The following is a 12,934-nucleotide window of genomic DNA, read 5'->3' as shown; positions in this document are numbered from 1 at the left end:
CGCTCACCTGACGTTCGGCCTAGACCGACTGCAGGGCGTCTGCCACCATCCGGAGAAGATCTTCAGGACGATAAGGTTTAGGCAGAAACGAGACATTTGCCAAAGAAGAGGTGTCGGTCCGATGACCGGTCGACACGATCACCCTCAATTGAGGGCCGATTTGGCGAAGGCGGCGAAGGACATCCTCTCCCGATAAATGGGGCATGGTTAAATCGAGAATGACCAGATCGATCCCTTCCTTTTTCCTCGAGAGGATCTCGACCGTTTCCCAGCCGTCCCCCGCGGTCAGAACACGATACCCCTTTTGCTCCAGAATGGTTTTTCCCAGAAGGCGAATCGCCTCTTCATCGTCGACCAGGAGAATGGTTTTTCCCCCCTCCGCCCCTTGCTTTTGGGAGGACGGATCCGGGTTTGGAACAAGCTTCTCTTGGCTCTGCGGGAAATAGATCCAAAAGGTGGTTCCCGCGTCTTTCACGCTCTGCAGTTCGATCCATCCTTGATGTTCCGCGACAATTCCGTAGACGGCGGCAAGTCCCAGCCCGGTCCCTCTCCCGATTTCTTTTGTGGTGAAAAAGGGTTCGAAGATCCGATGGCGAACCGCCTCATCGATTCCGCTGCCATTATCGGACACGCTGAGACGGACATAGCAGCCGCTTTTGGCATTGGGGTGGATACGGCAATGCGCCTCATCGACTTCCACATTTTCAACGCGGATCAAAATGGACGGATTCCAACCGGCCTGACCTGGCGCGGCCGTCTGCCGTTCCATCTGCTCCACCAAGGCATCCCGGGCATTGACACACAGATTCATGATCAACTGGTTCATCTGGCCCACATCGGCAAGAATCACCCAGAGGTCAGGGTCGACTTCAATCTCCAACCGAATTTGGCGGTCGATCGCTTGCCGTAGAAGACGAACCGCCTCTTTCGCCTCCTTCCCCAGATCTAGCGGCCGTTGGTCGACCGGGCTCCGCCGGCTGAACGAGAGGAGCTGCTTGGTCAGCCCCGCTCCCCGGCACGCCGCCTTCTGGGCGATATCGACCAGCCCGAACAACTCGCTCCCAGCCGGGAGATGGTTGAGAATGAGCTCAAGACTCACCGTAATCGCGGTCAGGAGGTTGTTGAATTCGTGCGCCACCCCGCCCGTAAGCTGACCGACCGCCTCCAGTTTCTGCGCATGACGGAGCTGCTCTTCGATCTGCTTCCGTTCTGAAATGTCCCGTACGAAGGCAACATGAAACGCATCGTCGCCGTGCCAGAGATGCCGTGCCGACACCTCCACAGGAAAGACGACGCCGTCCTTCCGGCGATGCAACGTTTCAGCTTGCACCGTATCGACCCGGCTCTCGATGATCTCCTCCCATTGCGCCCTCGGGAAAACAGGGTCGATATCCCAAAGCTTCAGACGCAACAGTTCGTCCCGGCTGTAGCCGAGCGAGCGGCAGGCTTGTTCGTTGACATAAGAAAATCCGGCGTCGCGGGTCATAAAGAAGACCCCTTCCGGCGCATGCTCCATGGAGAATTGAAACCGATGCAGCGCTTCTTTCGCTCGCTTCCGTTCGGTGAGGTCCTCCAACTGCGCGACGAAATAGAGCGGCTCCCCATCGGGGTTGCGAACCACCGTGGCGCTGACGCTGACCCACACCGTCTGCCCGTCCTTGTGAAAGAAGCGTTTCTCCATCTTGAACGGATCTTTTTCACGGTTGAGCAATTGCTGGAAGCCTTTCAGATTTGCATCGAGGTCGTCGAGATTCATGATCGAGCGAAAATTCATTCCCACCAGCTCCTGCTCGGAATATCCGACCATCTGGCAAAAAGCCTGATTGACCTCCATCCAGCGGCCATCGAGGCCGGTTAAGGTCATCCCGATCGGCGCGCGGTCGAAGGCCTTCCGGAACCGCTCCTCGCTTAAGCGCAGTGCATCTTCGGCCCGTCGGCGTTCAGCGACCTCTTTTTTAAGCGCTTCGTTGGCGGCCGCCAAGGCTTGGGTCCGTTCGGTGACGCGTTGCTCCAGGTCTCCATTCATTTTTCTTTATCCCCCCTCCGGTTGCTTCGTCGGAGAATCTTTCAAACTTTCTGTTCTCATTTTCGCGTGAGCACCGCCGATTGAAGCGGGTCTCTTTCGGTTCACCAGGAGAAAAGAAGATCGAGAAGGGGTCCATGAGCGGGTCGCAGACTGGGCGTGGGGACCGCGATTTCTTTTCATCACATTTTTAGAGAAATGCACTTATGCGAAATGCACTTATGATAGATAAGCGACGCGGCAAAGTCAATCATGGTATGTAAATCATTTTCAAGAAACCGCCCGCGTTCCCGATCCGTTGTGCCGGCGCACATCGGCTTAGACTCGTCCTTGTCCGCAATGAAAAAAGATCCCGCCATGGTTACCCCAACAAGGCAAGCCGTTGATATACTGTTGCAATACGATGAATGGTTCTCTCAGGCCGCCTCAAGAAATAAGCGCGCTCAGCCGATATGACAGGAGAATGAGGAAAACCGGTCGTACCACCCAGAAAACGAAAGGACAGCGGGCAAAAGGGGTTCACGCCCGCTTCGCCCAAATTAATGGAAAGCACCCTTTCCGAACAGCCGTCCCCGATGGCTTTGTCGATTATGCGGTAAGGATCCGGCGGGGAGGAAAGCTCTTCTATTTTAATTTCGACCTTGCCGAAGAGATCGGCCTGATTCCAAAGGGGCATCGCCATCGGATGACCCCGATCCTGCGTCGGGCGATTCTAGACACCTTCAGTCTCCAAATTATCAACGAGTACGATCTTACACACGGCGTGAAGATCCCGAAGAAAGATCTCCGCCCGCATCGCTACATGGCGACCCGCTATTTACAAATGCAGCATCCCGGCAAGAAGGGCCATACCTCCGGCGACGGACGGAGTATCTGGAACGGCAGCTTTAAGGGCCCTCGGGGCCGCTGGGACCTGACCAGCTGCGGCGCCGGCGTGACCTGCTTAAGTCCCGCGACGGCGAATGAGAAAAGATATTTTAAAACCGGTGACAAGCATGCATCCTACGGCAGCGGCCGTTTGGATTTACAGGATGGGGTCTGCGCGGCGTTAATGAGCGATATTTTTCATCGCAACGGCATCCGAACCGAAAGAACGCTGGCGGTGATCGCTTATGACGACAAAACATGCATCACCGTCCGCGCCGCGAAGAACCTCTTGCGTCCCGCCCATTTCTTTATGCCGCTGAAGCAGGGAGACTACCGGGGCTTGAAAGGGGCAATCGATTACTATATTGCAAGACAGGTCGAGAACAAAGAGTGGCCTTCGATCCGAGATCCCAAGAAGAAATACCGGGAGATGCTGAAGCGAACGACCGTCGCCTTTGCAAAAACCGCGGCGCAATTCGAGGGCGAGTATATCTTTTGCTGGATGGAATGGGACGGCGATAACATTCTGGCCGATGCGGGGATTATCGACTACGGCTCGGTTCGGCAGTTCGGATTGTTTCACCATGAATATCGGTATGACGATGTCGATCGCCTCTCCACGACGATTACCGAGCAGAAAAACAAGGCCAAATATCTGGTCCAGACCTTCGCACAGCTCGCCGATTTTTTGATCAGCGGTCGGAAGAAAAACCTGAGGGCATTCAGGAATCACCCTTCGATGAGGCACTTTGAGCAAATATTCGCGCAGACAAAAGATGCGGCGGTCCTCTACCGGATCGGATTTGACAAAAGAACTCAGGCGCTGTTGCTGAAGCAGCCGGGCGATCGAAAGAAGGTCCGGGAATTCAGGGAGACATTGCGGTATTTTGAAAAAGCAAAGGCGAGACGGGGGCGTCACGCCGTCGCCGATGGGTTTAACTGGGACGCGATCTTCTGCGCGCGCGATATTCTGCGCGAGCTGCCAATTCGTTATCTGTCCGGAATCGATCGACTCCCTCCGAGAGAGTTCATCGAGATCTTACGATCGGAATATGCCTCCTCCTCCGACGTCCGGCTCAGCCGAAGCCGCCGGGAGAAGATCGCCCGTTTTCAATCGATCTACCGGCGCTTGGTCCATCGCGCCGCCGACCTGACGGGCCGAACAGCGGAGGAGCTCCTCCGAGAGATACGGGATCGGTCCGCTCAGATTAATCGTTACAGCAGGGTCACAGGGGACGCCATTCTGTTGGTCGGCGAGCGGCTGATTAGAGAATGGCAGGTGAGATCGACTGATGCGCTGCATCAAATGGTTAAGGAATTTATAGACGCGCAGATATTACGACCCGACTCACCGTCGGCGCCGGCCGCGTCACGGCCGCCTAAAAAACGGGGAAAGGCCGGCCGGGTCTTGCATTCCTTGCTGGAAACGGTGAAGAAATACCGAGAGGGCCTCTAGCCCCTCTCAGGGAGCCTCACACCGCTTAAATTCGCCCCGCCCTTCCATGTCATCAATCCGGTTTCTCTTTCTCTTCGTCCCATTCGGCTTCGGTATACCCCAAAGCGCAGATTGAACCGAGCGGCAGGACCCCGCCGGCCCCTTTCTTTCGGGGGAAGGAGAAAGGCTTGCGACGGCGACCGCTAAACAGGTAGAATCATCCGAAATAATCCAAAAACAGATCCGGGGGGAAGATGATTTCCGAAGAGCGCGCAGGAAAATTCGCAAACGACTGGATCGCCGCCTGGAACAAGCACGATTTAAATGAGATCCTCTCTCACTATGCCGACGAAATCGAATTCTCTTCCCCTTTCGTGATTCGCCTCTTCGGCGAGCCGACCGGAACGCTCCACGGCAAAGAGCAGCTGCGCTCCTATTTTGAAAAGGGGCTCGCCGCCTATCCTGACCTGACATTCGAGCTTCAGACCACCCTCTCCTCGATCAACAGCGTCGTCTTATATTATCGAAGCGTGAAGAACCTCCTGGCGGCCGAGGTGATGTTTTTTAATTCGGAAGGAAAAGTGGTAAAGGTGGTCGCCCATTATGCCGAGCCGAGATAGCGCCGCCCATTTTCTCTCTCACCGGCCTCCAAGCCATTCCGATTTTCCAACCGCGCTTCTCCCTAAAAAATAAAACCAGTCTCCTTTCGTTCGACCCGATTGAAAACAGTTCGGCCGATTCGCTACTCTTTTGTAAAGGGTTCCTCATGAGGGGTTCATGTCGGAGATCGAAAATAAAACCGGCTACGACCGGCTCGCCTGGTTTTATCATCGGTATTGGGGGGCGCGTTATCATGCCGCCGCCTTTCCGGTCATCGAGCGCCTTTTTCTCACCCGGATGTCGGCCGACGCGGCACTGCTCGACCTCTGCTGCGGAACGGGACATCTCACGCAACGGCTGGTCGACCGGGGTTATCGGGTCACCGGCATCGATGCCTCCGAGCCGATGCTTCGCTTCGCCCGCGCCGCGCTTCCGAAGAGCGACTTCATCGCCGCCGATGCCCGCGCTTTTTCCCTCGCGTCGCACTTTCAGGGAGCCCTGTCCACCTTTGATAGCCTCAATCATCTCTTAAGCAGCGACGCGCTGACCCTCGCGTTTCGAAATGTTCACGCCGCGTTGAGGCCGGGCGGCCTCTTTCTTTTCGACCTGAACATGGAGGAGGCGTATCGGAGCGAGTGGGGAAAAGCGTCGGCCATCGTGGAGGAAGACCATCTCTGCATCGTACAGGGAGGTTATGATTCAACCCGCCGGATCGGTCGAACCGAGATCACCCTTTTTCACCGCGCCGATCTCTGGCAGCGGGCCGAGATCACCCTCTTGCAAAAATGCCATTCGCCCGAAGAGGTCTGATCGGCGCTGACAGCGGCCGGGTTCGGAGAGATCTTCCAGCATGACGCCGAGACGCTGGGGGTCATCGGAGAAATCGGGGTGGGCCGGGCATTCTTCCTCGCAATAAAGCCGCTTGCCCGATCGGAACGATTCTGAGATAATTCTCCTAACACACCGGTCAGAGCCTAACGCAGACGCGATGAATTCTTTTTCCACCGAACATTCCGAGCTCCTCCTTCAAAGCTTCCGACGATGGACTGGACGGGATCTGCTTCCCCCCTCCGGCACGGCGGAGGCGCAGGCGGCGGCGCTTTTCTCCGCCCCGTTCGTCGTCATCTCCCATGGAACAGAGCCGGACCCGATCCTCAAATATGGGAACCGGGCCGCCTTGGATCTTTGGGAGATGTCGTGGGAGCAGTTCACGCAGACCCCTTCTCGGTTGACGGCGGAGCCGGTCAACCGAGAGGAGCGGGCCCGGCTGCTGGCGGCGGTGACCCGAAAGGGATTCATCGACGATTACAAAGGGGTTCGGATTTCAAGGACGGGACGGCGCTTTCAAATCGAGCAGGCGACGGTCTGGAATCTCTTAGATCGGGAGAACCGCTACTGCGGCCAAGCGGCCACCTTTCACCGATGGACCGACCTCTCCGCTGAATCAACGAAGTTGATTTTCCATATCACCCGAAGAGACGCCTGGGAGAAAGCCCAAGGGGAAGGAGAGTACCGGCCCCCCTCGCTTGCCGCCGAAGGGTTCATCCATTGCTCCACGCCGCAACAGGTTATCTCGACCGCCAACCGGATTTTTTACGGTCAACCCGGATTGATCCTGCTCGGCGTCGATCCCACTCGCGTCGACGCCGAAATCCGATATGAAAATACCGAAGGGGGCTCGGAATTATTTCCCCACCTCTACGGAGCGCTTCGCCCCGAGGCGGTCACGCAGGTGGTCGATTTCCCACCTGGAACCAGCGGCCGCTTTATCCTCCCGGAAACCCTCAGCCGACCCGCTTGACCCTCGAAGCTCTCGCTCCTTTAATTTCTTTGCACAACACCGTCACCGGGTTGACTTCATCAGTAGATTGTCTTATAAAAAGGCCGTCTTGTGGAGGGAACTCTTCCTGCAGAACAAGTCAAAGGAGAGATTCTCTCTAAAACCAAGCCGACCGAATGTGGACAGAAACAGCGCCACGGATAATAGAAGAAGGAGCCCGCATGAACCTCTCAATCTTTCACAACCCGAAATGCTCCAAGAGCCGTGAAACGCTCAAGCTTCTCACCGACCGAGGGATCGAGCCGAAGGTCATTCTTTATCTCGCCACCCCGCCGACGCAAAAAGAGCTCTCGGAGATTTTGAAGAAGCTGGGAATGGAGCCGAAGGGACTGATTCGCTTTAAGGAGCCGGTCGCGGCCGAATTAGGCATCAAGCCCTCCGACCAACGGCCGGAGGCCGAGTGGATCAAGCTGATGGTGGAGAACCCGATCTTGATTGAACGGCCGATCGTCATCACCCCGACGAAAGCAGCGCTCGGCCGCCCTCCTGAAAATGTGTTGGCGTTGGTCGGTTCGTAGGGGCAGGCGCGGGAGCCTGCCCCTCGCGTAGAGATCTCCCGGCGGAGGAAGGTCCTATCCTCAAAATCATTCATGCGGGTGGCCACAGGGACCGCCCTTACCGAATGTCCTCCGTCCAACGCTTCTTTATCTTTATCCTTGAACTTGTTACACTTCCCCCATTCGGTCTCCCCATTTCCCCATGAGCCCGGTCCTCTATGAATACTTCGAAACCGTTTGATGTTATCGTGATCGGCGGCGGCGCCGCCGGGCTGATGTGCGCTTTGACGGCGGGCCAGCGGGGACGCCGGGTTCTCCTTTTGGACCATGCGGAGCGCGTCGGGAAGAAAATCTTGATCTCCGGCGGAGGACGCTGCAACTTTACCAATCTCCATGTTGAAGCAGACCATTTTCTCTCCGCCAATCCGCATTTTTGCAAATCGGCTTTAAGCCGTTTTGGGCCGGATGACTTCATCGCGCTGGTCGAAAAACATGGCATCCCCTATCACGAGAAAAAGCTGGGACAACTTTTCTGCGATGGGAAATCGGCGGAGATCGTCAACTTGTTGCTGGAAGAGTGTCGCCTCGGGGGGGTCCAAATTCTGACGAAATGTTCGGTCGAGAAGATAGAGCGGGATACAATTAGGGAAACCCGATTTACCGTTCAAACCAACCTAGGGGATTATGACACCGAATCGCTGGTGATCGCCACGGGGGGGCTGTCGATCCCCAAGATCGGGGCGACCGACTTTGGATACAAGGTGGCAAAGCAGTTCGGCCTCAACGTCCTCCCCTGCCGGCCCGCGCTGGTCTCCTTCACCCTGAATCCCGGAGATCTGAAAAAGATAGACGGCTTGGCCGGGACCTCCGCGGAGGCGCGGGTCTCCTGCCATGACCGGACCTTTCGGGAGGCGATTCTTTTTACACACCATGGATTAAGCGGTCCCGCCATTCTGCAGATATCAAACTATTGGGAGCCGGGCGATTCGGTGACGATCAATCTTCTTCCCGATTTCGATCTGACGGAAGCGATCAGACGGTGGCAGAAAGAGCGGCCGAAGGCGGAGTTGAAAAGCTTGATCGGCGAGCGGCTGACCAAACGGCTGGCCCAGCAATGGCTCGCATTATCGGGTGAGAGCAAATCGGTCGGCCAATACAGTTCGAAAGAGATCATGGCGATCAGCGCCCGCTTTCATCAATGGCAAATCACCCCTTCCGAAACCGGCGGTTATCGCCTGGCGGAGGTCACGAAAGGGGGAATCGACACCGATGAGCTCTCTTCCAAAACCTTCGAGGCCAAAAAGGTGAACGGGCTTTATTTTATCGGAGAGGTGGTCGATGTGACCGGATGGTTGGGAGGGTATAACTTCCAATGGGCCTGGTCCTCCGGACGCTGCGCAGGGTCGGTTGTATGACGGGATGGAATCTGCCGGTCGTTTCACCGGCGGCTAAATCACGCGCATACACCGATTTTTAATTCCAGAGTATACTTTTGATATGAGAATCACTTTACACCCGCTCACCGGAGGAGGCCGCGATGGCACTCAAACCGATCGGCAACAACCCGGACCTTCATTATCATCTGCTGCGCGAGGGGCAGATCGATGAATTCAATACAATAAAACGGAAGGGCGAGAAAATAGATCTAACCGACTGTGACTTTCGCGGACTCGATTTGCGCGGCGTCGATCTCGCCGGTCTCGATCTGAGCGGCTGCTTTTTCCGCCAATCCGATCTGCGCGGAATCGATTTTTCCCACACCCATTTAGAAGGGGCGAGCTTATACGGAGCCAAGGTCTCCGGCACTTACTTTCCAATGGAATTGTCCCCCGAGGAAATTACCCTCTCTCTCACCCACGGCTCCCGGATGCGTTATCGCAATACTCGCGGTTGACGCCTCCCGCCTCTCCTCCTTCGACCTCAAACACTCAAGAAGCGCGCCTGCCGGCGAAACCATATTACCGGCGCGGTCTATCCCTCATCCCGGTTGACGATGGCCTTGCCCGGCAGCGATGGAAGCCCGAGCGCCCGCCGCATCGTCCGTTTCGCGGCATCGAGGAGGCCGACCTCTTGCAGCGCGCTGCGGAGCATCGGCTTCCACTCGTAGAACCACCGGAGGTTGAGCTGGTGGGCGACATAGGCGCGGGGGGAGAGCCGGAAATAGTGGGCTTGGAATCTCCAAAGCTGGCGAGATGTAAAGACCTTGGCATTCCCGCCGAGCTTCGCCACAATCGGCGTAAAGTGGGGATAGAGGTCAACCCCGATCAGCTCCGTTTTCATGAAATTCGCGATCAAAAGATCGTCAAAGTAGCCATACTCCACCGTCTTCATCAGCGAATTTCTCGGCGCAATAAAATGGATCCCCCGTGGCCCCCCGGCGCCGGTTCGGCGCGGATCGTTAAGATAAAACGTTCTCGCCTCGCCCGCAACGGTAAACCGGATAAAATCCAGGTGCGGCCGCAAGAGGTGAAAGCGGCGGATAAAATGTTCCAGTCCCTGCCAGTCTTCTTTCGACATTTTCTCATTCCAATCATCTTCTCCGGTCGTTTTCGAGATGGCACTCTGATCCGGCTGGTGCGTCGGGTGGTTCGGGGTGACCGATCCGTTCGCCAGATCGACCGTCACAAACGGTTCAATCAGCCGTGTCACCGGGGCCTGCCAATGATGCTTCATGTCGTCCCAGGTGATTCGATAGGGGTTGGCCCAAACCGAATCGGCGCGGACATAAAGATGTTGCGAGGAGAAACAGCAGAAATTCCGAACCTGCAGAGAGGTGCAGAGATCTCCGAGCGCCCAGATCGCACTCCGCTTGGATTCATATAAAGGTGGGGTCAAGGACATTCCCCGGTCGTCAACCCGGTTGAACATATCGGCATCGATGCTGCAGAGGGACAAGAGAAACGTTTTTTTGTAGGAGCGGATCAACTTCTTGAGGAACGGCTCCTCTCCATGCAGCGGGGAATCGTTCAGATTGATGATCAATGCATCACCCGCTTCTATGATCAAGATCGCATCCTGATTCATATTTTCCAAACACATCACCCGGACGTTCCGGGTGAGCCGGGTCCACTGCTTGAATCTCAACACCCAAACGCGGAACCCTTTCGACCGGAAGGACTCTTTGATCTCCGGGTCGTAATGGTCCGGCAGGAGGATGAGTGACTGCCGGGAGAGCATCTCAACCGATTCAGGGTGGAGATGATCGGGATGACCATGGGAGATCCAGATATAGGGAGAGTCGATCACATTCCGAATCTGTGACTCCGCCAGGGGATGATCGAGTCCCCAGCTCCCGAAATAGGCGGTCCCCTTTAACCACGGATCTGTGGCGAGCACCGGCGCGTTATTTTCAAACAGCTGTAAGGTGGCGTTTCCCAACGTCTCAAATTTCAAATCCATTTTACCCTCCTCTGTATCGGTGGCACTCAAAGTAGTCTGCGTTTGGCGACAAAGGGTCTCGCGTGTTGTGTCAGGAAAACCGAGGCGTGCCCGGCGGAAATGGTTTATTCTACCTTCTTCAAAAAATGAAGGTCTGTATCGATCATCACGTTTTTAAAAGATCGGTCGGTTTTCTCAGGTTCAGACATCGGCCTGGGGACCGACCGTCGGTTGTGATTTTCAGATCGACCTATTTTTCATCCCTTCCCGATAGCGCTGAACCTATTTTTCTGATATCTTTTTTCTGTTTAGTCCAAACGGAGGGTTCTCCTCCGAGGAGATCTATATTTTAGGAGGCGCTCATTCCTACTCAACCTGATCCGATCGGCCCCGCTCCGTCCCAAAATTTTTTCTGGCCGCCGATCAGTCGTGGCTATCAAGAGATCGGCAGGCTGTTGATCTCCTGTCCCGATCGCCCCGGAATCGTGGCGGCGGTCTCCCGTTTTCTCTTTGAGCAGGGGGCCAATATCATCGATTCGGACCAGCACTCGACCGATCCGACCGGCGGAACCTTCTTCATGCGGGTCGAATTCCGATTTCCCGATTTGGAGCAGCGGGGGGCCGCCTTGGAACGGGCGTTCGCGCCGGTGGCCGCTTCGTTCAACATGGAATGGCGTCTGGCCTATGCGGGTCGGATCAAGCGGCTTGCCATTTTTGTTTCAAAGGCGGAGCACACACTTTTTGAGCTGCTTTGGCATCGCCGCGCGGGCGATTTAAGGGCGGAGATTGCGATGGTGATCTCGAACCATTCCGAGTTGGAGCGGACCGTCGCAACCTGGGGAATTCCGTTTCATCACATTCCGGTCGAGAAAAACAGAAAAGAGGAGGCGGAGGCAAAACAGATCGCGCTGATGGAGGGAAAGATCGATCTGGTGGTCCTTGCCCGATACATGCAGATCATCAGCGCCGATTTCGTAAAGCATTATCCAAACCGGATCATCAACATTCATCACAGCTTCCTCCCCGCCTTCGTCGGGGCCGATCCCTATGCGCGCGCCTATGAGCGGGGGGTGAAGCTCATCGGCGCCACCGCCCATTATGTCACCGCGGAGCTCGATGCGGGGCCGATCATCGAACAGGATGTTCATCGGGTCGATCATCGGCAGGAGGTGGACGATCTCCGGCGTATCGGCCGTTACGTAGAGCGGACCGTTTTGGCGCGGGCGGTCGGGTGGCATGTCGATGATCGGGTGTTGGTGCATGGGAACAAGACCATTGTTTTTTCTTAACCGCGCGGGGGGAGAGGACGCGAGGGGGAACCCTCCACTCTGCACAGCCTCCGTTCTGATTCTTCGTTTCTCCTTCGCAATCTCTTCACTTTTCCGTCCATTAAAAATCGGCTTGCAAAGTGACGCGGCGGCGGTCTAAAATCGGCTGATTGGACCCCTCCAACGAAAGGAGCTTACAGTGATTTTTGGCATGCTCCTCAATATTATTCTCCTTGTCTTGATTGTCTGGGGTGTCTTCGCCGTCATCAAGCGAAGTTAACCCAGGCGATCCGATCCAAATAAAAAAGGCCGGCCTTTCATCCGAAGGAGATCTGCTGGATGAAAGCGCCGGCCCTTACTTTATGCCTTTATATTTTTATACGATAGATCGGCAGCGGTTTTAGAAGTAGAACATCACCGCCCCGGTGCCGACCCATCCGTCGTCTTTGCTGTTTCTGCTCAGACTGGTGCTTCCGGTCTCGCCGAACTTGTTATCGAGAAAAATATATCGGATGTCGGCGTTTAACGCCACGTTCGCAGTGATCGGAAGCTCCAAGCCACCGCCGACATGCCAGCCGAAGATGTGGGTGGTTTTGTCGCGGAATCCGAGCGACTCAAGGCTCGGCGAGTAATCGATTTTCGTAAAGTACCAACCTCCCCCCCCGACCAAGTAGGGTGAAAAGTGCGGCAGGATCGGCAGGAAAATGAGGGCTGATGCCGTCAGCGGATAAGAATGCTGGCGAATGTTTCCCTCAAGCCCCGGCTCGGAGACTTTAAAGGTTTCCTTCGATCTGTAATCGGCCGCCGCCTCGATTCCGAAGATCGATCCGAGACGAAGCCGCGCCTGAACACCGCCATACCAGGCACCGTTGTCGGCATCTCTGCTTTTATAATAACCGGCCCGGGGACCGATTCCGAACGTGTTTTTAATCGTTCCTTCGTCCTCCGCCCAACCGAGTTGCGGCATGAATAAAACGATCGCTATCCAAAAGAAGAGGTTCGTTTTTTTCATTCTTTGTTTCCTTT

11 protein-coding genes are annotated in these 12,934 nt (G+C 55.8%); 8 read left to right on the top strand and 3 right to left on the bottom strand.

Annotated elements, in window-relative coordinates; genetic code table 11:
• Positions 1–19: 19 nt before the first annotated feature.
• On the bottom strand, positions 20–2,026 hold the full coding sequence (locus tag HY282_01725; GenBank protein ID MBI3802466.1) for a PAS domain S-box protein: 2,007 nt from the start codon (positions 2,024–2,026) through the stop codon (positions 20–22).
• Between the two features lie 460 nt (positions 2,027–2,486).
• Here HY282_01725 and HY282_01720 point away from each other — a divergent pair, with 460 nt between their 5' ends.
• From HY282_01720 to HY282_01690, 7 genes are all read left to right on the top strand, one after another.
• Positions 2,487–4,346, top strand: a complete 1,860-nt coding sequence (locus tag HY282_01720) for a YdiU family protein (GenBank protein MBI3802465.1) — start codon at positions 2,487–2,489, stop codon at positions 4,344–4,346.
• Positions 4,347–4,579: 233 nt separating this feature from the next.
• On the top strand, positions 4,580–4,945 hold the full coding sequence (locus HY282_01715; protein MBI3802464.1) for a nuclear transport factor 2 family protein: 366 nt from the start codon (positions 4,580–4,582) through the stop codon (positions 4,943–4,945).
• A gap of 157 nt (positions 4,946–5,102) precedes the next feature.
• On the top strand, positions 5,103–5,735 hold the full coding sequence (locus HY282_01710) for a class I SAM-dependent methyltransferase (protein ID MBI3802463.1): 633 nt from the start codon (positions 5,103–5,105) through the stop codon (positions 5,733–5,735).
• A gap of 178 nt (positions 5,736–5,913) precedes the next feature.
• Positions 5,914–6,726 (top strand): MEKHLA domain-containing protein, encoded by an 813-nt coding sequence (locus HY282_01705; protein ID MBI3802462.1) that lies wholly within the window; start codon positions 5,914–5,916, stop codon positions 6,724–6,726.
• Between the two features lie 200 nt (positions 6,727–6,926).
• The gene (gene arsC, locus HY282_01700) at positions 6,927–7,283 is read left to right on the top strand and encodes an arsenate reductase (glutaredoxin) (GenBank protein MBI3802461.1); all 357 of its coding nucleotides are present in this window, start codon (positions 6,927–6,929) and stop codon (positions 7,281–7,283) included.
• A 197-nt stretch (positions 7,284–7,480) separates the two neighbouring features.
• On the top strand, positions 7,481–8,677 hold the full coding sequence (locus tag HY282_01695) for an NAD(P)/FAD-dependent oxidoreductase (protein ID MBI3802460.1): 1,197 nt from the start codon (positions 7,481–7,483) through the stop codon (positions 8,675–8,677).
• 122 nt (positions 8,678–8,799) lie between these two features.
• Complete coding sequence (locus HY282_01690) at positions 8,800–9,156, top strand: pentapeptide repeat-containing protein (GenBank protein ID MBI3802459.1); 357 nt, start codon at positions 8,800–8,802, stop codon at positions 9,154–9,156.
• 77 nt (positions 9,157–9,233) lie between these two features.
• Here HY282_01690 and HY282_01685 read toward each other — a convergent pair whose 3' ends face one another.
• Positions 9,234–10,661, bottom strand: coding sequence for an MBL fold metallo-hydrolase (locus HY282_01685; protein MBI3802458.1), 1,428 nt, complete (start codon positions 10,659–10,661; stop codon positions 9,234–9,236).
• A gap of 401 nt (positions 10,662–11,062) precedes the next feature.
• On the opposite strand from HY282_01685, the gene purU reads away from it, so the two are divergent.
• Positions 11,063–11,929, top strand: a complete 867-nt coding sequence (gene purU / locus HY282_01680; GenBank protein ID MBI3802457.1) for a formyltetrahydrofolate deformylase — start codon at positions 11,063–11,065, stop codon at positions 11,927–11,929.
• A gap of 379 nt (positions 11,930–12,308) precedes the next feature.
• Here the strand turns inward: purU and HY282_01675 are convergent, their stop codons facing one another.
• The gene (locus HY282_01675) at positions 12,309–12,920 is read right to left on the bottom strand and encodes a porin family protein (protein ID MBI3802456.1); all 612 of its coding nucleotides are present in this window, start codon (positions 12,918–12,920) and stop codon (positions 12,309–12,311) included.
• Positions 12,921–12,934: the final 14 nt, after the last annotated feature.

It is taken from the genome of Candidatus Manganitrophaceae bacterium, assembly GCA_016200325.1.
Classification (GTDB): domain Bacteria; phylum Nitrospirota; class Nitrospiria; order SBBL01; family Manganitrophaceae; genus Manganitrophus.
This window is presented reverse-complemented; position numbering and strand designations above follow the sequence as displayed.

Bases quoted from the DNA above. Each gene is read 5' to 3' on its own strand.
- HY282_01725 (MBI3802466.1), bottom strand. From the start codon at position 2,026: ATGAATGGAGACCTGGAGCAACGCGTCACCGAACGGACCCAAGCCTTG.
- HY282_01720 (MBI3802465.1), top strand. From the start codon at position 2,487: ATGAGGAAAACCGGTCGTACCACCCAGAAAACGAAAGGACAGCGGGCA.
- HY282_01715 (MBI3802464.1), top strand. From the start codon at position 4,580: ATGATTTCCGAAGAGCGCGCAGGAAAATTCGCAAACGACTGGATCGCC.
- HY282_01710 (MBI3802463.1), top strand. From the start codon at position 5,103: ATGTCGGAGATCGAAAATAAAACCGGCTACGACCGGCTCGCCTGGTTT.
- HY282_01705 (MBI3802462.1), top strand. From the start codon at position 5,914: ATGAATTCTTTTTCCACCGAACATTCCGAGCTCCTCCTTCAAAGCTTC.
- arsC (MBI3802461.1), top strand. From the start codon at position 6,927: ATGAACCTCTCAATCTTTCACAACCCGAAATGCTCCAAGAGCCGTGAA.
- HY282_01695 (MBI3802460.1), top strand. From the start codon at position 7,481: ATGAATACTTCGAAACCGTTTGATGTTATCGTGATCGGCGGCGGCGCC.
- HY282_01690 (MBI3802459.1), top strand. From the start codon at position 8,800: ATGGCACTCAAACCGATCGGCAACAACCCGGACCTTCATTATCATCTG.
- HY282_01685 (MBI3802458.1), bottom strand. From the start codon at position 10,661: ATGGATTTGAAATTTGAGACGTTGGGAAACGCCACCTTACAGCTGTTT.
- HY282_01675 (MBI3802456.1), bottom strand. From the start codon at position 12,920: ATGAAAAAAACGAACCTCTTCTTTTGGATAGCGATCGTTTTATTCATG.